Here is a 21,751-nt window from a genome sequence, read left to right as displayed (position 1 = left end):
GCGTCCTTCAGACGAAACCCGGGAAGTAGTCGACCCTTATCTTCGAGCGACGCACGCCCATGGCCAGCAGCTTCTTGCGCAGCGCCTTGACCATCGCCTGCGGGCCGGAAATGTAGAAAATCCGCTCGAGGTGGTCCGGTATAGCCAGACGGATCAGGCGCTCGTCGATGTAGCCAGGATACTGGCCACGCTCGCCACCTCGCGCGACGGCGTGGAACGTTCGGATGCCGAGTTCGCGTTTTGCGGCACCGAGCACGTCACGGTAGGCAATGTCCTGCTGCCCCTCGGTTCCGTAGAGGATGACGATCGGCCGCCGCTCATTGCGGTCGAGTAGGTATTGCAGCATCGAGCGGAATGGCGTGATCCCGATGCCCCCGGCCAGGAAAGCGATCTTGATTTCACGCCGGGCGGGCAACGTGAAATTGCCGGCCAGTTGCGCGGCGTGAATCGTGCTGCCTGGCTTCATGGCCATCAATTCGCGCTTGAAGGCGCTTGATTGCGGATAGAACTTGACGCCGAGGCGGACCGTTTCCTCCGTCGGCGCCGAGGCGACCGTGAAATACCGGCGGTTGCCGCGATTGTCGGCACGATGGAGACCAAGCGTCCATTCGAGATACTGACCGGCCTCGAAGGCGAGCTTGCGCGGCGAGCGGAAGATGAAGTCAAAGCTGTCGACGGCCGACTGCTCGATGCGTTCAAGAGTCAGCACGAAGCGTCCCTTGGGGCCTGCCGCATAGGCAAACAGGTTGCCGGCAAGCAGCGCCAGTTCCGGCGTGAAATAGAACGAGCCGAGATGAATGGCGGGAGCAAACAGAAAGCCGACGATCGCGGCAAAGGCGATACGCGGCCAACGCATCGTCGGCGCGGTCAGCGGCTCGGTCAGCATCACGAAGGCAAAGAACAGCAGGGGCGAGGAACTCAGTGTCTGCGTGAGCGCCGTCCAATACTGGTCCGGATCGGTCGTTGCCAGGATGGTCGCCAGCGCCGCGACAAGGAAGGTCGAGACAAGGTCAAGCCGGCGCAGTTTGCGGACAATGAGCATACCGCCGACGAGCACGAGCGGAAGCAATGGCAGATTGCCGCCCACCCACCAGGTGGCTGGTTGGTCGAGCAGCAGCGCGGACAGCGCCACGCCCAGCGCAGCCGGGTTGAAAAGGTGCTTTCGGCCGATGGCGAGAATGAATTTCGATGAAATCGCCCAGACGGACGCGAATGCCACCGCTGCGATCCCCTTTGTGTCCGTGACCGCCACCGGATCGAGGATAAGCGCCAGGATGAGCGCGGTGATGTAGGCGGACTCGTTGTTGGCCGGGACCGCGAAGACACGCGCAAAGGCCTTGTTGGTGATCCAGCAGGCGGCCAGCGCAAGAGCCGTCGTGAAGCCAAGCGCAATGGGGTCATGTGGCACCAGCTTGGCGAAGCCGAGCACGAACGCTGCGCCGACAAGCGTCATCAGATAGTAGAGGACCAGCCTGTACATGGTCAGGTGATCGAGAAATCGGTCGATGGTCTTGATCATGGCAGGCAAAGGGCTCCGAACCCGGCTGTCGGGGTGGCGCGGCCACTGGCGTCGACGAGATATCCCTCCAGGCCAGGGGTCTGCTCGATGAAGAAAATGCCGTCCCGACCCATGGCGAAGGCCGCGGTGGCGAAACGATCGGCTTCGAGCACATCGGCGCCGATCACGGTCAGGCTGACGATGTCCTGGATTGGATTACCAATCCCGTGCGGGTTGTAGATGTGTTGGCCGCGGACATAGGTGCCTGAGGTCGCGACGCCGCGATCGCGGGGATAGACGACCTTTACGATCTCGTGAGCATTGAAGGGATTGCGGATACCGACGCTCCAATCCTGACCCGAAGCATTCTTGCCGCAGGACTGGATATCGCCGCCCGCCTCGATGAAGAAATCGCTGATGCCGGCCCGTTGAACGATGCCTGCCGCATTGCGGATTGCCCAGCCCTTGACGATGCCGGAAGGATCGAGCGATCCGTCGGGCTTGCGAATATCGAAGTATCCGTCCGTCTCGTCTTTCGTCTGTCTGGCGAGAGCGAGCACTTCCATCATCTCGCCGCTCCAGTCGGCGACCGGAACGTCGCCGCGGTTGATGGCCGCGATCTCGCTGTCGGCCCGGTATGTGCTGAAGCGCCGGTCGATATTCTCGAAATAGCCAAAGACCCTGTCGATCAGCTCCCCGGTCGAGGCGCCACCGATGTCGACCGTTATGGGCATGCCCATCAAAATTCGCGTGTCGCGCATGGACCTACGACGTCGCTTTCTTCAGCGCGCCGCGCAGCGACTGGATGAAAGCCCTGCTGGTCAGGGTCGCGCCCGAAATAATGTCGACATTGGCGCTTTGGGCGCTGATCGCTTCGTCGCGCAGCATGGGCAGCGCTTGCCTGTTGATATTGATGGAGGTGCGGCGGTCGGATGGGTATTTCAATACCTTCAGCGCCTTAAGCTGCCCGCCCTGTATCAGGGCCTGAATCTGGATGATGCCGTAGTAGGCATCGGCCGTAGGGCCGGTGTAGACGCCGTCGGCATAGATCTTCATGTCGACCCGGACGACACGTGCTGGCGCATCCCGATATGCTGGCCTCGGCTGCGGGACTGGTATGTAGACGGCGGGAGTGACGGCAAATGAAGGTACCGATGGCGCAGGATCGGAGGCAGCCGGCGCCACTGGCTGCGCCAGCAGCGCTCGCGAGGGTTGTGGGGTCACCGGAACCACTGTCTGCTTGACCGGATCATCTGTTCGTTCGGCGGGCACTGCTATGCCAGCCGTCGTTTCCGGGGCAATCGGGAACCTTGTTCTGAACCGGGGGTCGAGGGGCGCCGGCAAGGTCGCCGCAAACGGGGCCGGCTCTTTTGGCTGCGCTGAAGGCGCTTCGGCTGCGTCGGCCGGCAGCGCTTCGCCGAGCATATCGTTTGCAGGGTCCTTGCCGGCCTGATCCCAGACATAAGCGCCCGACGCGGCGATCACGAAAAGTGACAAGGCAATCTGTTTCATCGGAGGTGTTTCCACGTTGACTCTCGCAGGGCGGCCTATCTGCTCTCCGGAGGCAATATCCCACGACCAAGCTGACAACTGGCTGTCAGCCGAGTTCAAGCTGCGAGTGCCCGGCAAAGCTCATGGACGACATCAAGTCGATTTGTCATAGATCAAGATATCCACATAAAGCCTGAGCTAAGAGGGCTCTCTCAAACAAGGTAGCTGCCTATGGCTGTTGTCAAAGAGCCGGCCGGATACACCGGAACCCAGATATTGCTGCATTGGACCATCGCGGTGCTGATCGTCCTGCAGCTTGTAATCGGTGAGGACATCAAGCCGGCTTACCGGGCGTTCTCGCGCGGCACCGAGCCGGCAGCTGGCGACATCTTAAACGCGAATATTCATGTCTATGTCGGTTTGGCAGTTCTGGTACTGGCGATCTGGCGGCTTGCGGTCCGTCTCAAGGTTGGTGTGCCGGCAGCACCGTCGGAAGAAAGCGCACTGTTAAAGGGGATCGCCGCTGCCGCCCATTTCCTGCTCTACCTGTTCATTTTCGGGATGCCAATTACCGGAGCGCTGGCATGGTACTTCAACATTCGAGCAATGGGTGAGATACACGAACTCGCCAAGCCAGTGATCATCATCGTTGTAGGCCTTCATGCCGTAGCGGCGCTGTGGCAGCATTTCTTCGTAAAATCGGATGTGCTCGTCAGAATGCTCCGGCCTGCTGGACGGCGCGCGCGGTGATGCCATGAGCCGCCTGCACAGTGAAAACCATCTCGTATCGCGCGTCGGCTGGCTGCGCGCCGCCGTGCTGGGCGCCAATGACGGAATCGTGTCGACGGCCAGCCTGATCGTTGGTGTGGCGGCGGCCAATGCCGCGGCCTCAAATGTTCTGGTGGCCGGCGTGGCCGGACTGGTCGCCGGCGCGATGTCGATGGCGGCCGGAGAGTATGTTTCGGTCAGTTCGCAGTCCGACACCGAACAAGCTGACCTTGCGCGTGAGAAGGGCGAGTTGGCCACGCAGCCAGATTTCGAGCGTCACGAACTTGCGGAGATCTATGTCAGACGAGGCGTCGAGCCAACCCTGGCCTTGCAGGTCGCCGACCAATTGATGGCGAAGGACGCGCTCGGCGCCCACGCACGTGACGAACTTGGTATCTCCGAGGTGACCACGGCGAGGCCGATCCAGGCCGCTCTGACCTCGGCTGCCGCATTTTCGGTTGGCGCAGCCATGCCTTTGGCGATGGTGCTTATTTCGCCGGCCGCCTGGCTTGCCACAACGGTGTCTGTCGCCTCCCTCCTGTTCCTGGCGGTTCTGGGTGCCATCGGGGCCAAAGCCGGCGGCGCCAATGTGCTGAGGGCAATGGTTCGTGTCACCTTCTGGGGCGCGCTGGCAATGGCTCTGACCGCCGGTATCGGCGCCGCCGTTGGTATTGCCATCTGACCGGCCTAGTTATTTCGATCTCGCTGTGTGGCTTGGGCTAGCGCTTCAGCACCAGCGCTCAGATCATTACATGGTCAGTGTGCGAGGCGCAGTGGAACCTGTTCGTGAAGCGAAGTGGCTCGGGATCGAAGTGGGCCAGATCAGTCGGGGTCCCAACGTCAGCAGCCTCATTGTGCTACAAGGAAGGAATTGACGGCCTCGCAGATGTCTCCAATTGCGCTGGGCACGGCTCAAGCCCGCCTCCAACGACGCTTTGGGCTCGCCACGATTAGTTCCTGGCTGATGATCTCACCGTTTGGACCGACAACTATTGTCAACTCACGATCATGAGAACGGAAGGCCAAACGGTGTTTGCCATCGTCCTCACCAACCCCTCGCTCAACCCGCCCTTTGATGCCGCCACGCTGGATCTGCCTTATGAAATACTCAACAGAGAACTTCATCGCTTTGGCGGCAGCCGCGGCATCGATCTCGGGCGCAGCATCCGCCCATTTAACCGAGATCATTCAGACCTCCACACGCAATCTCTGGCAGCGTCTTGTTCTGCATAATTCTCAACCTGCTGATTGCCCTCGGCCAACTGGCAAGGTGAATCCGCTCACCGCAGTTCTGCGTCCATTAGCATCGCGATAGATTCTAAACGACGGCCTTCCATCAAACTGCTAGCTCCAGTTTATGGCATCCCATCGGATGTTCTTTGCTCTAACGCAAGCGTCCTCGTCGCCGTGCTCGCCCCGACGGATTTCGGCCTGGACGGGCGGCTTTGCCCAGGGACGTTGTGGACTGTGGTGATTGCCTTTGGACGACTGATTAAAGCGCTCCCAAGCTGCTCTGGCCATCCTCGCGGCAATTGCTCTACGAAGGCTTGGTCTTGTCGGTCAAGCAGTTGCGATTGCGGAGATCGTTCCCTGCTCAGGCGTAATCGCGCTTGTCAGCGTCCTCACTGCTCTTGCACCGGAATGGCACCCGAAATCCCACAGGGCGATCACTAACCCGAGTAAGACGCGGATCGACCCCAGTTTGCGCGAACGCAAAGAACTATTGGGGCATGTCGGATAGCTTCTCGTAATCGACGTTCGACGACTTTGACCTGATGTGTTCGCGCGCTGCCCGAGGGGGATACGATTGCGCTTCTGCCGTACGATGCGGGATTGCTAAAGCGGTCGCACGTCGAAGCAAACAAAGGATTGCGAGGCAAATGCGAAGCGCTTTGACGGACGCCTCAGCGACCGGGAGTTCAAGGAAGTGACATGAACATGCAATTCGAGATAGGGATGGAAGACGCGATCAACGGATGCCCAAGCCTCGTATTCAGCACTGAAGCGGCGAGCGGCCCAAAGGCAGAGAAGACATGGCTGCCCATGCTCATCGCTGGGCTCGCCCCAATCGTGTTGGGTGCCACAGCGGTGATGGCCCTTGTGTAGAATGTCTGCTGCTCCGATTTGGCGAATGAGTTCTGACATGTCCCATGATCGCAGATGTTTTCATTGTATAGCTGTCTGGCGATGATCAACTCGGCTCTTTCGCGCTGGACCATGGCGTACTTCGCCTCGGCACTGGTGTCTTTGGTCGCCGCTCAGATGCTGATGATGGCCGGCTACGGTTTTCCGACTGTTGCCTTGGAAGCCCCAGAGACGCTTATGATCGTCCACATGATCACAATAGGCTGGCTTAGCCTTCTGATGTGCGGAGCCTTGTTCCAGTTTGTCCCGGTGCTCGTTGCGCGGCCACTTCGCTGCGAGTCTCTGGCCTTGCCGGCGCTGCTGTGCCTGATTGTCGGTCTGACTTGCCTGGTCACCGGATTCTTGCGCCTATCAGGAGCAATTGACGTTGATGTTCCTGCGCTTGCGTTTGCCGGGCTTCTCCTTCCGGCTGGCTTCGGATTGGTGGGATGGGCGCTCGCACGTACGTTATGGGATGTCCGACCATCCAGACTGCCACTGCCCGCGCGCTTCGTTGCGGGAGGGCTTGCCAGCATCGCAGTCACCAGCGTCTTGGGTGCCTCCTTTGCATTCTCGCTCTCCGGCGAGGTGCTAGGTGGGATTGGCATAGATGTGCAAGCGGCTCTTCCCACTCACGTGATGGTAGGCCTTGGCGGCTGGCTCGGCTTCACGGCCGTTGGTGTGAGTTACCGCTTGCTGCCAATGTTTATGCTTTCCCCGGACAGCGAACGCACCACGGGTTATCTGGTCTTGTGGGCCGGCGCTACCGCCCTGCTTCTTATTGTGTCGTCAGAGCCTTTGACACGTCTTTCCGGAGAGATAATGCTGCCTGCCGTTCTCGCTTGCTTACTCGCGTCCGCCGCGACGGTGTTCTATGCCATCGATCTCGTTTTCTTCTATCGCAGCCGCAAGCGACGCAAGATCGAATTGAACAGCAGTTCGGCGATCGGCGCCTTCTCCGCCCTTTATCTGTCGGTTGTGCTTCTCCTCGCTCTGCTGGCGACGGGAACGCTTGCGCAGCATGCAGGCGCAGTTGTCTATCTCGTTGCTTTCGGTTGGCTAACAGGGCTGGGGCTTTCGCAACTCTACAAGATCGTGCCGTTCCTAACCTGGCTCGAATGCTACGGACCGGTGATGGGCAGGAAGCCAACGCCGCGCGTCCAGGATCTTGTCGTCGAAACGCGCGGCAAGGTGAGTTTCGCACTCTTCTACGCCGGCGTGCTGGTCGGGACTGGGGCGCTTCTGACCGAGGTGCCGGGTCTGTTCCGCATGGCTACGGCTGTGACCTTAGCTGCTACGATAGCGATCGTCGCGGAACTCGTTCTTGCGCGCCGCCTTGCCAATGTTACCGCAGCCTTGCGCCTGCCCGAGGGAGCATCGCGCCCGCGCCTTTTCCTGCCCTCCTGGCGCCCATTATAGAGGAAACCCGAATGAGTGCCCCGCATTACGACCTCGACGTTCGGCCGATCCTTCGCGAAGGTGGCGAGCCCTTCAGTGCCATCATGGAAGCGGTGGCCGCACTCGGCCCGGGTCAAAGCCTGCGCTTGCTTGTGTCCTTTAAGCCCATTCCCTTGTTTCAGGTGCTTGGCGCGCGAGGCTTCGAGCCCTCGGCCAAAGAAATTGGCAATGGTGACTGGGAAGTTGTCTTCACGCCGGTTGGGGCAGCACAGCAGGTAGGGGAACCGTCGGAACGATCAGCAAGCACCGACGACATGCCACGCGACTGGCCAGAACCAATCATGGAGCTCGACAATCGCGATCTCGAGCCGCCGGAACCGATGGTCAGAACGCTGCAAGCGGTCAAGACCTTGGCACTTGGTCAGACGATGGCAGTGCTGCTGCCGCGCGAACCAGTTTTTTTATTCGATGAGTTGCAGGTACGTGGGCATCGCTGGCGCGGCACCTTCGAGCCGCAAGGGCACTATCGCATAGTCATCCGCTCTGGTGGGTCAGGAGGGCGAGTATCATGAACGGAGCGGAAGGCCAGGCACTAGCGGTTGGCATACGTGAATCCCTGCGCATGGTCATTGATCCGGAGCTTGGAGAAAATGTCGTCGATCTCGGATTGATCTACCAAGTTTCGGTGGAACAGGATGGGATAGCGCATATCGAAATGACGACCACGGCCCGTGCTTGTCCCGCGACGGGATACCTCAAGGATGCAGTCCGCTCGGCCGCCTGGATAGTACCTGGGATCCATTGGGTAGACATCCGGCTCACATATGATCCACCATGGGCACCTGATATGATGAATACAGACGCCAAGTGCCGTCTTGGCCTGACCGCAACGTGACCCATTGCATGACAGCATGGCTGCAAGGCAACGCCTCGTCATAGACGGTGCGCCGCTCTGGAAACGTCGTTGATTTACGACGGTCAAATGCGCTCCACGGCGTTGTGAAGACATCGGTCCTGATCGTCTTCATGGTTGAAAGGTGTGCGCGATTTCTGACCCGGACCCTTGCTACGGAGTTCCCGCAACCAGCGGCGCATATGCTTGCCTTGCAAGGCCGGGCCTTGCAGTGGCGCGTTTCACTTGTGGGCTTACGCTGTTCGGCCACGGCGAAGCGCGCTCGCTTTCCCGACCGTCGGAATGTTTATGACACGGGCGCTTAGCATCGGCTCAGAGTTTCCTGTTGGGGTGGCATGCCTACTCCTATGGACCAAGCAGCCTGCGCCCGCCCTCGGTGTCCAAAACGCATCTCAGCGTTGCTTGGGAAGGGGGCACACGCGGGAGGGCGCTTCCTCTTTGTCTCAGCGCAACGATCATCTGGAACAGCGGTTGCAAGATATTGCTTCCTAAACCTGGACGACGCGCATGAAGACCCGACTTCGCGACGATGCAACGATGGACGAAATAATGCTCAGGTGGCCGGCAACCATCGGAGTGGTTCTCCAGTATCGCCTGCTTTGCGTCGGCTGCCCGGTTGCCTCGTTCCACACCATTTCCGAAGCGGCGCGTGAGCACGGGATAGGCGAGGAATCACTGCGTGTCGATCTGAACGCCGCGATCGAGCGAACCGGAGCGGACTAGTTGTTCCCAGTCCGTCCTTCGGCCAGCAAAAGCAGGCGGTGAGGTTCCACCACGGTCACCTTTTCGCGGCCACTTTTAACGAGCCCCTTTTCCTCCCAAGATGAGAGCAGCCGACTCACCGTGTGCAGCGTCGTTCCTGTCATCTCGGCGATGTCCTGCCGTGATATCGGGAAATCAATCATGATTCCCTCATCGGTTTGCCGACCGGTCTGCTTGATTAACTTGAGCAGCGCATGGGCGACGCGCTGATCCACCTGTTCGGTGGACATCTCGATCACGCGCGTGTGAGCGTCCTGCAGCCTGCTGCCAACGGTTTTATAGGTATTGGCGCCAAAACTTGGGAAGGAATCCGCGAACTTGAGCCAAAGATGACCTGGCCATGCAAGAGCCACGCAATCGACGGCAGCAATTGCGCTGGCCGGATAGGTGCTGCGACCCAACGCGTGGGCAATCCCCATCAGTTCACCAGGACTAATGTAGCGCACGGTCACTTCTTGGCCGTCTGGCGTTGTCTTAACGACACGCACATGTCCGTCGAGCAACAAGAAGAAGGAGTGGGCTTCCTGCTCTTGCTCGAAGATAGGTTGATCCTTGACAACCCGCAACGATCGCGCTTGGCCGATCATGTAATCAAGATCCGTCGGGGTCATGCCCTGGAAGGCCGATAGCCCGGAGATCAACGACCGATCCAGACGGCTCAAGGGCAATTCCTCTTCCAAGATCTTGCAATGGGCATCAGCAAATCCGTGTCTCTGTCGAGCACACAATGTCATGGGTTCCCGACGGACGGCAAGGGGCACCAAGCCCGGCCTTTTCCTTCGACCTTGTTTGCGTTGCATCAAAGTTCGCATGCTGAAGTCAGTCTAAAAGCTCCCCAACGGCGAACCCGTCAAATATGAAATCACAGAAAGGTAAAATCATGAGATACGCAGTCACCATCGCCACCGCGCTCGCCGCCGCATCGCTAATGAGCGGAGCTGCTCAAGCCGCCGATCACCAGATCCAGATGCTCAACAAAGGTGAGAAAGGCGTAATGGTCTTTCAACCGGACTTTGTCCAGGCAGCGCCTGGTGACACCATCACGTTCGTGCCAACCGACAAGGGCCACGATGCCGAAACGATCAACGGCATGATCCCCGACGGCGCGAAGACTTTCAAGGGCAAGCCGGGCGAACAAATCACCGTTACACTCGACAAGGAAGGTATCTATGGCGTGAAGTGCGCGCCTCATTATGGGATGGGCATGGTGGCGTTGATCGTGGTCGGCAAGCCGGTCAATCTGGCGCAGGCAGCGGCGGTTAAGCAGTCCGGGAAGGCGAAGAAAGTGTTCGAGACGCTGTTGGGTGCAATTCCAGCAGGCAACTGAAGGTGGGGCAATTCTTGTTCAGAGACCTAAAGGACCTGCGGGCGGACGTTAGTCCGCCTATGGTTCCCTTTTGAAATGCATCCGATGGCAATCCCACGCACACGACCCGGCACTTATCCGGCGGTTCTCTCCTACGGTTTCCGGCCGTTCTTCCTGCTCGGCTCGCTGTATGCCGGAGGGGCGATCCTGCTCTGGCTGCCGTTGTTTTACGGTCGTATCGAAACCTCAAGCGCCTTCTTGCCGGTAGACTGGCATGTCCACGAGATGCTGTTTGGCTATCTCGCGGCGATCGTCACGGGTTTCTTGCTGACCGCGATCCCGAATTGGACCGGACGACTGCCGGTGCAAGGCCTGCCTTTGCTGGCACTCGTCCTGTTGTGGCTTGCGGGGCGGTTCGCCGTGTTCTTTTCGGCGCAGACCGGCTGGCTCGTTGGAGCCGCAATCGACTGCGCCTTCCTTGTGGCTGTCGCGGTCGCCGCCGCGACTGAAATCATCGCGGGTCGGAACTGGCGGAACCTCAAGGTGCTGTTGCCGGTCGCCGTACTTTTGGTGGCCAATGTGATGTTTCATGTCGAAGCGCACAACCATGCAGTCTCGGACATCAGCCGCCGGCTCGGACTCGGGGCTGCCGTCGTTCTGATCATGATCATAGGCGGACGTATCGTTCCCAGTTTCACCCGCAATTGGTTGGTACGCGAAAATCAGGGACGCCTGCCGGCCCCGTTCAGCCAATTCGACATCGCAGCGATCGCACTGTCGGCGACCGCGTTGGCGGCCTGGGCATTCTTTCCCGAAAGCAGCGCGACAGGCGCGATGCTGATCGTCGGGGCGGCCTTCAACGCTATCCGGCTTGTGCGCTGGGCGGGTGATCGCACGTTTCGTGATCCGCTGGTGCTGATCCTGCACGTCGCGTTTGCCTTCGTGCCGATCGGTCTCCTGCTCGCCGGACTTGCCGTCGTCGTGCCGGAGACAGTCCCTTCGGCGGCGGGCATTCACGCGTTCAGCGTAGGAGCGGTGGCATGCATGACGCTCGCCGTCATGACCCGAGCCACGCTTGGGCATACAGGGCGCGAATTGCGGGCGACCATTGGCACACGCGTGGTCTTTGTCGCGATCGTGCTTGCGGCCGTCCTGCGCATCGGCGCCGCGTTCCTACCTGCGCAAGCAATGCTTCTCCACATGTCGGCGACGTTGTGGGTGGCGGCCTTCCTCGGATATGTGGCCCTGTTTGGCGGCATGCTCGTTCGGCCCAAATTACGTGCGCGGCAGCCGAACAAGGCGCCTTCTTGACGCGCGAGACCTGGACCGCGCCGTATCGAAGCAAACGGAATGCCGTCGACATCGCTTGGTATGACGAATCCGGAATTTGTATCACGTTGGAGCAGCGCAATTGGCGAATTTCGGTGTTGAACCCACACTGATCGCGCCAACAATCATAGCGGCTGTTCGTCGAGATATCTCAAAGTAGCCAAGCGCTTAATGGCAGTCGTTGCCAGCATTTGAGCTCGGTCGCGGTCGGCCTGGAGGGGAAGGGTTTCCCCCGCGTTGAGGTAGGATTCGGCCAGCAGCTCGCAGAGAGCATCCAAGGATTCCGGCGATCGGTCGCTGATAGACGTGTTCGTTCCAAACGGACTGGCCGTGAGTTGTTGCGCAAGTTTTCGTGCCTCTGCCGCCAGACCGCTAAGCACGGTCTCGTCATGTTCCCCGCGAAGCGCCGCAAATGCTCTCAGTCGGATCGCGACCTGTTCTTCCATGGTTGCAAGGTCGCCAGCGCTGGCAAATGTCGCGTCGGCCTCACGACGCGAAGAGAATGCAAGCCGGCGTTCGACCCGCAGAACACGGGCATGTTCCAACTCCTCTCTGGCCATCTGCTCGGCAGCGGAGCGGATCTCCGTTGAAGGTGCGTTCGAAGCTACGTAGGACCAAAAGGCAAAAGCGCGCTCTTCGTTTCTCACTGCCATCGCAAACGAATGGTAGGGGTCCACAAGTTCCGGCGAGACCACGGCCGTGTTCTCGTCATCGAAAACACCTTTCGGCGTCCATCGGAGCTGCCTCAGATCCGGATCATTGCCACTGGATTGCCGGGACCAGCGAGTGACGTTTTCGATATGGCCCGTTTCCTCCTTGACCAGGCGCTCGAAGACCTCGGCCAGTCTCGCCTGACCCTTATCGCGCATTCGTTGTGCCAGTTCTGAGTACCTTTGAGCAGATTCCTTCTCCATCGCGAAAGCGATTGCCAGAAGTTCGGCCATCGACCTGACCGGCGCCGCCGGCTCTGCTCCCAAACGAGACATGACTTTTTCCTCCGATGCCAGTTTTTCCGACACTAAGCCAACTGCCTGGGAGTTGTTTGCGCTGCGTCAAAGAACTCCCGTCCAAAACCGCCGACACACGCGCCAGAGGCTGCTGGCGGACGAAACCAGCCGGCTCCCAGCTTGAGAACGTGATGAAGGAAGCCAATGCCGGGGAGCATTTCCACACGATATATGTTGGCCGCTTGTTTCCGACTCTGGAGGAACTGGCGCCGCCTTGCTGCGTGGGCAATTACAACCCTTGCAATCCTAACTGTCTTGTCCGCTCCCACCCATGCGGCTGGGAGCCTTAAGGATTACCTGGCAAACACCAAGCCCGGGGAGCTTATCCAGGGAGGCGACCGATACGGGGAGATGGAGGGGGTCCCGGCGCTGGCGCCAGTCTATTCGGGAAACCGAAAGATCGGATATGCCTACCTCAACACCGACTTTTCCAGCGCCGTTGGATATTCGGGAAAACCGATCAGAATTCTTGTTGGCATTGATCCCGCGGGCATTATCCGCGGAATCAAGCTGGTCGAGCACAAGGAACCGATCGTCCTCATAGGCATACCGCAGGCAAAGGTCGTTGCGGCGCTCAACTTATTGATCGGCAAGGACCTTAGTCGCGTCGCTGCTGGGGCAGAACAACTTCCGCAGGTCGACATCGTCAGCGGTGCCACCGTGACAGTTCTGGTGATGAGCGACAGCGTCGTCCGCTCCGCCGTCAAACTGATCCGGAGCAACCGTCTTGGTGCAACGGGTTCGTCCACCTCACCAGTCGCCCCAGGGCTGATTAAGAAACCGGACCTATCCAAGTCTGAAATCCGCGATTGGGCTTCGCTCCTGGGCGATGGCTCAATTCGCAGCCTCCGCCTCAGCGTCGGCGAGGTCTCCGACGCTTTCGCGCAAGCCGGCCATCCAGAAGCTTCCGTCAAGCCCGAGACAGCCAATCCAGGCGATCGCTTCATCGACTTGTATGTGGCTGCGGTCAGTGTGCCGACGATCGGTCGCAGCCTTCTGGGAGATGCCGCCTACGAGCGGCTGCAAAGGAAGCTCAAGCCCGGGCAGCAGGCAATCGTTGTTGCCGGGGAGGGCGCTTATTCCTTCAAGGGCTCTGGCTATGTCCGGGGCGGGATCTTTGATCGGATCGAACTGCTGCAAGACGGCCAAGGTGTCCGGTTCCGCGATCGAAACCACACCAGACTCGGCGACCTGGCGGCCAAAGGCGCGCCGAGCCTGCGCGAAATAGCATTGTTTTCCGTACCGGAGGAATTTTCGCTCGATCTGACGCGGCCTTGGGAACTGCAACTGCTAGCCCAGCGTAGCTTTGGTGCGCGCGACAAGGCGGTGCTTCCGTTCAATGTCGGCTATACTCTTCCCGACCGTTACCTGACGATCGAAGAGCCTCCGGTGCAGGAGGCCGTCAAATCGGTTTCGGAAGCGGCCGCGCCGGCACCTGCGTCGGCTGAAGAGCCAGGCGCGACTTTCCCCGACCAAGAACCGCTCTGGATGAAAATTTGGAGGATGGACACCGTTTCGCTCGCCATCACCGTGGCCGCCCTCCTTGTCCTTACCGCCATCTTCTTCTTCCAGAACTGGCTGGTTCGGCGGCCACGCCTGTTCGGTTGGGTGCGACGAGGCTATCTCCTTTTCACACTGGTCTGGCTTGGATGGTACGCCAATGCCCAGCTCTCCGTGGTCAATGTGCTGACGTTTTTCAACTCGTTGATCAGCGGCTTCAGCTGGGAATTCTTTCTGTCGGCACCCCTCATCTTCATCCTTTGGGGTGCGGTTGCGGCCGGGCTGCTCTTCTGGGGCCGTGGGCCGTTTTGCGGCTGGCTTTGTCCGTTCGGTGCGCTCCAGGAGCTAAGCAATAATCTGGCGCAGTGGCTGAAAGTGCCCCAGATCACGCTGCCCTTCGGCCTGCACGAGCGGCTGTGGCCAATCAAGTACATCATCTTCCTCGGCCTCTTCGGCCTTTCGCTCTATTCGGTGGGAATGGCAGAGACTTACGCCGAGGTCGAGCCGTTCAAAACCGCGATCATCCTGAAGTTCGCCCGCGAATGGCCGTTCGTGATCTTCGCGCTGGCGCTTCTGGTTGCCGGCCTGTTCATCGAACGCTTCTACTGCCGCTATCTCTGTCCGCTCGGCGCCGCACTCGCCATACCAGGGCGCATCCGCATGTTCGAGTGGCTGAAGCGCTATCCCGAGTGCGGCTCGCCCTGCCAGCGTTGCGCCAAGGAATGCCCCGTGCAGGCGATCCATCCAGAGGGCCAGATCAACGTCAATGAATGCATCTACTGCATGCATTGCCAAGAACTCTACCACGACGACCATCGCTGCCCGCACATGATCCAGGTGCGCCTGAAGCGCGAGAAATTCGAGGCGCTCTCGTCACCGTCGAGCCGGGGCAAGGGGCCGGCCAAGCCGGTGATCGCCTTCAAAGGCAAGCCAATCGAGCAAAGCAGCCCTGTTCTCAGTTCAACGACCTAAGACTCAACCAGAAGGAGACGGAATATGTCGGAAGAAGACCGCAAGAGAACCCTGAGCAGGCGCCAGCTGTTGGGTACGTCGGCAATCGTGGCGGCCGCCGGCGCATCGGGCATTGGCGGCACGCTGACATTGGGCGGAAGCATGGTGTCGCCGGCTGCGGCACAGAGCGCTGCGTCTGGAGGGCAAAAGTTCGAGGTCATGCCAGGCGAGCTCGATGAATATTATGTGTTCTTTTCGAGCGGCCAAAGCGGCGAAGTCCGCATTGTCGGTGCGCCTTCGATGCGCGAACTGATGCGGATCCCCGTCTTCAACCGCTGCAGCGCGACCGGATGGGGCCTGACCAACGAAAGCCGCAAGGTGCTGACCGAAGGGCTGCTGCCGCAAACCAAGGAATTCCTGAAGGACAAGGGCGGCATCTACCTCAACGGCGATCTTCATCACCCGCACCTCTCGTTTACGGATGGCACCTATGACGGCCGCTACCTGTTCGCGAATGACAAGGCCAATACCCGCGTGGCCCGTATCCGCCTCGACGTGATGAAATGCGACAAGATCATCCAGCTGCCGAACCAGCACACCGTGCACGGGCTGCGCGTCCAGAAATATCCGAAGACAGGCTACGTTTTCTGCAATGGCGAGGACCGGGTGCCGATCCCGAACGACGGTAAAGTCCTCGACGACAAGACGAAGTACCACGCCATCTTCACCGCCGTTGACGGGGAGACAATGAAGGTCGCATGGCAGGTGATGGTCGACGGCAATCTCGACAACGTCGATGCCGACTACCAGGGCAAATATTGTTATGCCACCTGCTACAATTCCGAAGAAGGTGTCAATTTGGCCGAGACGATGGCGAAAGAGCAGGATTGGGTCGTCATCTTCAATCTCAAGCGCATCGAGCAAGCCGTCGCCAAGGGTGATTTCAAGGAAATCGGCGGCGTGCCGGTCATCGACGGACGCCACGGTTCGCCCTACACGCGCTACGTTCCCGTTCCGAACAGCCCGCATGGCATCAATACCGCGCCAGACGGAATCCATGTGGTGGCCAACGGCAAGCTGTCGCCCACCTGCACGGTTTTCGATGTGCGCAAGTTCGACGATCTCTTCGACGACAAGATCCAGCCCCGCGATGCCGTCGTGGCCGAACCCCAGCTCGGTCTTGGGCCGTTGCACACGGCTTTCGATGGCCGGGGCAATGCCTACACCACCTTGTTCATCGACAGCCAGATCTGCAAATGGAATATCGACGATGCCAAGCGCTCCTTCGCCGGCGAGAAGGTCGATCCGATCCGCCAAAAGCTCGACGTCCATTATCAGCCCGGCCACAACCATTCCTCGATGGGGCAGACGAAGGAGGCGGACGGCAAATGGCTCATCTCCCTCAACAAGTTCTCCAAGGACCGGTTCCTCAACGTCGGCCCGCTCAAGCCTGAGAACGACCAGCTCATCGATATCTCGGGGGATACCATGGCGCTCGTCCATGACGGGCCGAGCTTTGCCGAACCACATGACGCAACGCTGGTTCACCGGTCGAAAATAAACCCCGTCAGCGCATGGGATCGGGCGGACCCGTTCTTCGCTGACGCGGTAAAACAGGCAGTTGCTGACGGCATTGACCTGCTGGCGGATAGCGAAGTCATCCGCGACGGAAACAAGGTTCGCGTCTACATGACGTCGGCTGCACCGGCGTTCGGACTGGAGAGCTTCTCCGTCAAGCAAGGCGACGAGGTCACGGTCTACGTCACCAATATCGATGAGGTGGAAGACCTCACCCATGGCTTCGCAATCGTCAACTACGGGATCAACATGGAAGTAGCGTCCCAGGCAACTGCTTCGGTGACGTTCACGGCCGACCGCGCAGGCGTCTACTGGTATTACTGCTCCTGGTTCTGTCATGCCATGCACATGGAGATGCAGGGCCGCATGTTCGTCGAGCCGCAGGCGGCGTGACAGCATGGCTCGATTGGCCACCCTCGGAACTTTGGGAATGGCGGCGTTTCTCGTCGCCATTCCTGGTAACGATGCCGGGGCGGCGGAAATCGCCGTGCCGGCCGATGAGACGCCCCTTCAAACGACCGTCGATGCCGCCGCCCCCGGCGACGTGCTGTTGCTCGCAGTCGGCAGACATCGCGGTCCTGTATCCATCAACAAACGGGTGACCCTGCAAGGCCAGGCGGGCGCAATCGTCGAGGGTGATGGCCAGGGCAACGTGATCACCGTCGAGGCCGCGAATGCTGCGGTGCGCGATTTGGAGATTGTTGGTTCTGGGTCCGACTTGGATGCGATGGACGCCGGCGTGTTCGTGAAAGAGACGGCCAAGGGCGTGATGGTCGAGGGAAACACGATCCTCGGCAACCTCTACGGAATATATCTCCATGGCGCTGCGGGCGCCGTCGCTAGGGGTAACCGCATAGAGGGCATGCGCACAGGGCGGACGAACCAGGCTGGAAATGGCGTCTCCGTCTGGAACGCGCCAGGCGCCAAGGTCGTCGGCAACCAGATCAGCTTTGGACGCGATGGCATTTTTGCGACTGCCAGCAAACACAATGAATTCAGCGCGAACACCTTCCACGATGTGCGGTTCGCCATCCATTACATGTACACAAACGACAGCGTGATCAGTGACAACGTTTCAGTCGGCAATGTTGTTGGCTACGCCATCATGTATTCCAGTAGGCTGCGGGTCACGGGCAATTTGTCCGACGGCGACCGCGACAACGGGCTGCTGCTCAATTATGCCAATGGCTCAGAAATAAGCGGCAACGTGGTTCGCGGCCGAAGGCAGCCGATCGGAAGATGGGCGAGCAACGGACAGCGTTTCGCCGACACGGACGGACTTCCTGTGGCCGACGCGGACAGGGTGGTGACTCCGACAGGGGCCATTACCCGCCTAGGCCCCGAGAAGTGCGTGTTCATCTACAATGCAAACAAGAACCGCTTTCGCGGCAATCGATTCGAGGGTTGCGAGATCGGCGTGCATTTTACGGCCGGTTCGGAAGGCAACGAGATGGCCGGTAACGCCTTCATCCGCAATCGAAACCAGGTGAAATATGTCGGTACGCGCTACCTTGAGTGGTCGAGCGGCGGCCGAGGTAACTACTGGAGCGACAACCCGGCTTTTGACCTGAACGGCGACGGTATCGGCGACAACTCCTACCGACCAAACGATATGATCGACAAAGTGCTCTGGACAGCGCCGGCGGCGAAGGTTCTCGTCAACAGCCCCGCGGTGCAGGTGATCCGCTGGGCGCAGACCCGATTTCCCGCAGTCTTCCCCGGCGGCGTCGTCGACAGCCATCCTCTGATGAAGCCGGCTGACACGAAGGAGAGCCCATGAGCGTCAACATTCAATTGAACTCCGTTGCCAGGCACTTTGGCAGGGTCAGGGCCGTCGATGACGTTTCATTCGCACTGAGTGATGCTGAGACCGTCGCCCTCGTTGGACATAACGGTGCGGGCAAGACAACCCTGATCAAGCTCATGCTTGGGCTGAGCCGGCCCACATCAGGTTCCGTGACCGTGCTGGGGCAGGATACGTCAGCCGGAAATTCCGCCGTTCGCAGACATCTTGGCTATCTGCCGGAGAACGTTTCGTTCAATCCGGTTCTGACTGGCCGCGAAATGCTTCGATTCTACGTTGGATTGAAGGGCGAGAGCCCGCGCTCCGTGAACGAGCTGATGGATCGGATCGGTCTTGCGCATGCTGCGGACCGACGCATTGGAACTTACTCGAAGGGCATGCGGCAGCGGCTGGGATTGGCGCAAGCGCTGATCGGAACGCCGCGGGTTCTTCTGCTGGACGAGCCGACCACCGGCCTCGATCCAGAACTGCGCCAGCAATTCTATCGGATCGTGCGTGAAATGCGGGATGCGGGGACAACGATCCTTCTGTCGTCGCACGCCCTCAACGAGCTCGAAGGAAACGCCACGCGCGTCATTATAATGAACGAAGGCAAGAAGATCGCGGACGGGTCGCTCGATGAATTGCGGCGGATCTCTCGCCTGCCGACGGTCATTCGGATGAGGGCTACCGACGGCGGCGTCCAGCGCATCAGGGACTGGATGGGAAATGGGCCGGATCTCCGGCAGGTGAACGGCCATACCATCGAATTGGACGCGTCCCCCGATAGCAAGATCGCGTTCCTGCGCCGGACAGGCGGCGCCGAAGTGCCATTCGACGACATCGAGATGGTGCCGCCCGGCCTCGATGAACTTTATGCCCATTTCCTCGGCGGGAGACCATCAGCATGAGTACGATCGCGCTTCTGGCCGTCAAGGAAATCCGCGAAGGGCTGCGAAACCGCTGGGTGGTGGCAGCGACAGCACTGTTGGCGGCGCTCGCGCTAACCCTGACGTTTCTCGGCAGTGCGCCAACTGGCAATGTCGGGGCCGGCGCTCTTGACGTTGTCGTGGTGAGCCTGGCCAGCCTCACCATATTCATCGTTCCGCTCATCGCCTTACTGATCTCCCATGATGCGATTGTCGGCGAGATCGAGCGCGGCACGATGACGTTGTTGCTGAGCTATCCCGTGCGGCGTTGGCAAGTGCTTCTCGGCAAGTTCCTTGGCCATCTTGCGATCCTGGCATTTGCGACCCTCATTGGGTATGGCGTTGCCGCGATTGCGCTGGCGGCGACCGGAAAGTCGATTGGCGGCGCCAGTTGGTTCGCCTTCGGAACAATGACGGCCTCATCGGTGCTGCTCGGAGCCGTGTTTGTGGCGATCGGCTATCTTGTGAGCGCGCTCTCACGCGACCACGGAACCGCGAGTGGGATCGCGATCGGTATCTGGCTCCTGTTTGTGCTGATCTACGACATGGGGTTGCTGGGATTGCTGGTAGCCGATCAAGGGCGATTCGTGACCGCCGGCATGCTAAATGCCCTGCTTCTTCTTAATCCGACCGATGCGTACAGGCTGCTGAATCTCATGGGCACTGCCGAGATCAGTTCGGCATCCGGCATGGCTGGAACCGTCCAGAGTGTCGGGCTCGGTTCCTTGTCGCTCGTGGCGACACTAGCAGCGTGGACGGTGGCGCCGATGGCCGCCGCCGCTTTCATATTTTCGACGAGGGAGTTGTGAGGATGCGCTTGGGACTGGGACTCCTCGCCGGAAGCCTCATAGCCATAGCCGGCTGTCAGCGCGGCCCGGACAAGATGCCGGCGCCGTTCGCCATGACCGAAGATGCGATGGGTCGCTATTGCGGTATGAACATCCTCGAACATCCGGGCCCGAAAGGGCAGGTTATCCTTGCCAAGTATGACGAGCCCATCTGGTTCTCCTCGGCCCGCGACACGATCGCCTTTACCATGCTGCCAGAGGAACCCAAGGACATACGGGCGGTCTACGTGTCCGACATGGCGAAAGCACCCAACTGGGATAATCCAGGTATCAACAACTGGGTGAATGCCAAGGACGCCTTTTTCGTCATCGGGAGCGACAAAAAGGGCGGCATGGGAGCTGCGGAAGCGGTGCCTTTCTCCTCCAGCGAATCCGCCCGGGCCTTTGCCAGCGAGCATGGTGGCCAGGTCCTGAACTTCACCGACCTGCCGCGCGATTACGTTCTGGGGCAGGAGTCTGAGACGGTTTCCGATCGGGGCTCGGACCCGCAATCGCTTGATCCCGACAACGTCAATTGAGGGCGCCATGATCTCCCATATGTCTCGCCGTCGATTCATTGGCATAACTGCTGCGGCTGCTGGAATGGCCTTGCTTCCGCTCGGTCGCAAAGCTCTGGCGACACCGTCGGCCGTCTCGTGGCGCGGAGAAGCTATGGGCGCCCAGGCAACGCTGCTGATCAACCATCCCGACCGAGCCTTGGCCTTGAGGCTCGTTGACCAAGTTGCCGCCGAAGTCCGCCGCTTGGAAAGGATTTTCAGCCTCTATCGTGAGGATTCGGACCTTTCGAGATTGAATCGCCAAGGATTCCTGGTCTCGCCGGCAACGGATCTCGTCGAAATCCTTCGCCGTTGCAACGACGTCTGGCGTCTTACCGGGCGCGCCTTCGATCCTACGGTGCAGCCATTGTGGCTGGCCTATCAACGCCACTTTTCCGATCCCGGAGCCACTGCGGCCGGGCCGTCGCGGCGGGTCATGCAAGAGGCCCTTGATCGGGTCGGCTTCGACAGATTGGCCTACTCGGAAGATCGCATAGAATTGCCGATGGCCGGGTCGGCGCTCACGCTCAACGGCATCGCGCAGGGTTACGCAACGGATAAGGTTGTCGATCTGCTGCGTGCCGGCGGCGTTGAGCACGCGCTCGTCAACATGGGCGAGGGCCGTGCGATCGGATCGGCGCCGGAGGACCGTCCTTGGCGCATTGGCATAACTGATCCCTTCAATTCCGATTCGATTCTGAAAGTCTTGCCGCTGACGGACAGCGCCGTCGCCACCTCGAGCCCGGCCGGCTTTCAGTTCGATGAAGACGGCCGGTTCACCCATATTATTGATCCGCGAACCGGATCCACTCCCCAACGCTATGCGAGCCTGAGCGTCGTCGCGCCGACTGCCACGATTGCGGATGCACTGTCGACCGCCTTCAGCTTGATGGACGTGGAGACAATTGCCGGTGCGGTCCGACGCCTCGATGGCGTAGACGCGTATGTTCTGTCGCAAGACACTCTATGGACGCACGTCAAGTCTTAAATCGGGGAGTGGGGATGGGCGGCAAAGGTACAAGTCCAATTG

The 21,751-nt window shown here is 59.9% G+C and carries 22 protein-coding genes; 16 read left to right on the top strand and 6 right to left on the bottom strand.

The window, feature by feature from the left end; genetic code table 11:
- Positions 1 to 7: 7 nt before the first annotated feature.
- From FJ973_RS07600 to FJ973_RS07590, 3 genes are read right to left on the bottom strand one after another with little or no spacing between them, the layout of a single operon-like run.
- The gene (locus FJ973_RS07600) at positions 8 to 1,519 is read right to left on the bottom strand and encodes an RnfABCDGE type electron transport complex subunit D (protein WP_140522883.1); all 1,512 of its coding nucleotides are present in this window, start codon (positions 1,517 to 1,519) and stop codon (positions 8 to 10) included.
- Positions 1,516 to 2,238: an FAD:protein FMN transferase gene (locus FJ973_RS07595; protein ID WP_224656230.1), complete on the bottom strand. Its 723-nt coding sequence runs from the start codon at positions 2,236 to 2,238 to the stop codon at positions 1,516 to 1,518. Before FJ973_RS07595 ends, FJ973_RS07600 begins: the two co-directional genes overlap by 4 nt.
- Before the next feature lie 25 nt (positions 2,239 to 2,263).
- Positions 2,264 to 3,109, bottom strand: a complete 846-nt coding sequence (locus FJ973_RS07590; RefSeq protein ID WP_224656231.1) for an FMN-binding protein — start codon at positions 3,107 to 3,109, stop codon at positions 2,264 to 2,266.
- A gap of 111 nt (positions 3,110 to 3,220) precedes the next feature.
- On the opposite strand from FJ973_RS07590, the gene FJ973_RS07585 reads away from it, so the two are divergent.
- Both FJ973_RS07585 and FJ973_RS07580 read left to right on the top strand, forming a co-directional pair.
- Complete coding sequence (locus FJ973_RS07585; protein WP_140522880.1) at positions 3,221 to 3,739, top strand: cytochrome b/b6 domain-containing protein; 519 nt, start codon at positions 3,221 to 3,223, stop codon at positions 3,737 to 3,739.
- A 4-nt stretch (positions 3,740 to 3,743) separates the two neighbouring features.
- Positions 3,744 to 4,439 carry a VIT family protein gene (locus FJ973_RS07580; protein WP_140522878.1) on the top strand — a complete coding sequence of 232 codons (696 nt, stop codon included), beginning with the start codon at positions 3,744 to 3,746 and terminating at the stop codon, positions 4,437 to 4,439.
- A 230-nt stretch (positions 4,440 to 4,669) separates the two neighbouring features.
- Here the strand turns inward: FJ973_RS07580 and FJ973_RS07575 are convergent, their stop codons facing one another.
- Positions 4,670 to 4,945 carry a DUF6522 family protein gene (locus FJ973_RS07575; RefSeq protein WP_140555413.1) on the bottom strand — a complete coding sequence of 92 codons (276 nt, stop codon included), beginning with the start codon at positions 4,943 to 4,945 and terminating at the stop codon, positions 4,670 to 4,672.
- A gap of 744 nt (positions 4,946 to 5,689) precedes the next feature.
- On the opposite strand from FJ973_RS07575, the gene FJ973_RS30810 reads away from it, so the two are divergent.
- From FJ973_RS30810 to FJ973_RS07555, 5 genes are all read left to right on the top strand, one after another.
- Positions 5,690 to 5,863: a hypothetical protein gene (locus FJ973_RS30810; protein ID WP_181165392.1), complete on the top strand. Its 174-nt coding sequence runs from the start codon at positions 5,690 to 5,692 to the stop codon at positions 5,861 to 5,863.
- 54 nt (positions 5,864 to 5,917) lie between these two features.
- A complete protein-coding gene (locus FJ973_RS07570; RefSeq protein WP_318013165.1) occupies positions 5,918 to 7,300 on the top strand; it encodes a hypothetical protein in 1,383 nt (460 codons plus the stop codon).
- A gap of 11 nt (positions 7,301 to 7,311) precedes the next feature.
- Positions 7,312 to 7,851: a DUF2249 domain-containing protein gene (locus FJ973_RS07565; protein WP_140522874.1), complete on the top strand. Its 540-nt coding sequence runs from the start codon at positions 7,312 to 7,314 to the stop codon at positions 7,849 to 7,851.
- The gene (locus tag FJ973_RS07560; protein WP_140522872.1) at positions 7,848 to 8,174 is read left to right on the top strand and encodes a metal-sulfur cluster assembly factor; all 327 of its coding nucleotides are present in this window, start codon (positions 7,848 to 7,850) and stop codon (positions 8,172 to 8,174) included. Before FJ973_RS07565 ends, FJ973_RS07560 begins: the two co-directional genes overlap by 4 nt.
- Before the next feature lie 525 nt (positions 8,175 to 8,699).
- The gene (locus FJ973_RS07555) at positions 8,700 to 8,915 is read left to right on the top strand and encodes a DUF1858 domain-containing protein (RefSeq protein WP_140522870.1); all 216 of its coding nucleotides are present in this window, start codon (positions 8,700 to 8,702) and stop codon (positions 8,913 to 8,915) included.
- Here FJ973_RS07555 and FJ973_RS07550 read toward each other — a convergent pair.
- Positions 8,912 to 9,616, bottom strand: a complete 705-nt coding sequence (locus tag FJ973_RS07550) for a Crp/Fnr family transcriptional regulator (protein ID WP_140522868.1) — start codon at positions 9,614 to 9,616, stop codon at positions 8,912 to 8,914. The genes FJ973_RS07555 and FJ973_RS07550 overlap by 4 nt on opposite strands.
- Before the next feature lie 218 nt (positions 9,617 to 9,834).
- On the opposite strand from FJ973_RS07550, the gene FJ973_RS07545 reads away from it, so the two are divergent.
- Positions 9,835 to 10,281, top strand: coding sequence for a pseudoazurin (locus tag FJ973_RS07545; protein WP_140522866.1), 447 nt, complete (start codon positions 9,835 to 9,837; stop codon positions 10,279 to 10,281).
- 84 nt (positions 10,282 to 10,365) lie between these two features.
- Positions 10,366 to 11,571 (top strand): NnrS family protein, encoded by a 1,206-nt coding sequence (locus FJ973_RS07540; RefSeq protein ID WP_140523397.1) that lies wholly within the window; start codon positions 10,366 to 10,368, stop codon positions 11,569 to 11,571.
- Positions 11,572 to 11,714: 143 nt separating this feature from the next.
- On the opposite strand, the gene FJ973_RS07535 is transcribed toward FJ973_RS07540, so the two are convergent.
- On the bottom strand, positions 11,715 to 12,608 hold the full coding sequence (locus FJ973_RS07535) for a ferritin family protein (RefSeq protein WP_140555412.1): 894 nt from the start codon (positions 12,606 to 12,608) through the stop codon (positions 11,715 to 11,717).
- Between the two features lie 339 nt (positions 12,609 to 12,947).
- On the opposite strand from FJ973_RS07535, the gene FJ973_RS07530 reads away from it, so the two are divergent.
- The 7 genes from FJ973_RS07530 (at position 12,948) to FJ973_RS07500 (ending at position 21,709) form a co-directional block, all read left to right on the top strand.
- The gene (locus tag FJ973_RS07530; protein ID WP_224656232.1) at positions 12,948 to 15,068 is read left to right on the top strand and encodes a NosR/NirI family protein; all 2,121 of its coding nucleotides are present in this window, start codon (positions 12,948 to 12,950) and stop codon (positions 15,066 to 15,068) included.
- A 24-nt stretch (positions 15,069 to 15,092) separates the two neighbouring features.
- Positions 15,093 to 17,018, top strand: coding sequence for a TAT-dependent nitrous-oxide reductase (nosZ, locus tag FJ973_RS07525; RefSeq protein WP_140522862.1), 1,926 nt, complete (start codon positions 15,093 to 15,095; stop codon positions 17,016 to 17,018).
- A gap of 37 nt (positions 17,019 to 17,055) precedes the next feature.
- A complete protein-coding gene (locus FJ973_RS07520) occupies positions 17,056 to 18,405 on the top strand; it encodes a nitrous oxide reductase family maturation protein NosD (protein WP_140522860.1) in 1,350 nt (449 codons plus the stop codon).
- The gene (locus FJ973_RS07515) at positions 18,402 to 19,319 is read left to right on the top strand and encodes an ABC transporter ATP-binding protein (protein WP_140522858.1); all 918 of its coding nucleotides are present in this window, start codon (positions 18,402 to 18,404) and stop codon (positions 19,317 to 19,319) included. Before FJ973_RS07520 ends, FJ973_RS07515 begins: the two co-directional genes overlap by 4 nt.
- On the top strand, positions 19,316 to 20,146 hold the full coding sequence (locus FJ973_RS07510; RefSeq protein WP_140522856.1) for an ABC transporter permease: 831 nt from the start codon (positions 19,316 to 19,318) through the stop codon (positions 20,144 to 20,146). Before FJ973_RS07515 ends, FJ973_RS07510 begins: the two co-directional genes overlap by 4 nt.
- Positions 20,143 to 20,703 (top strand): nitrous oxide reductase accessory protein NosL, encoded by a 561-nt coding sequence (locus tag FJ973_RS07505; RefSeq protein ID WP_224656242.1) that lies wholly within the window; start codon positions 20,143 to 20,145, stop codon positions 20,701 to 20,703. The genes FJ973_RS07510 and FJ973_RS07505 overlap by 4 nt, the downstream gene beginning before the upstream one ends.
- A gap of 133 nt (positions 20,704 to 20,836) precedes the next feature.
- On the top strand, positions 20,837 to 21,709 hold the full coding sequence (locus FJ973_RS07500; protein ID WP_224656233.1) for an FAD:protein FMN transferase: 873 nt from the start codon (positions 20,837 to 20,839) through the stop codon (positions 21,707 to 21,709).
- Positions 21,710 to 21,751 lie beyond the last annotated feature (42 nt).

This window comes from Mesorhizobium sp. B2-1-3 (assembly GCF_006442495.1).
Classification (GTDB): Bacteria; Pseudomonadota; Alphaproteobacteria; order Rhizobiales; family Rhizobiaceae; genus Mesorhizobium.
Note: the sequence above shows the minus strand (reverse complement) of the source record. Positions and strands in the feature narration are given on the sequence as shown.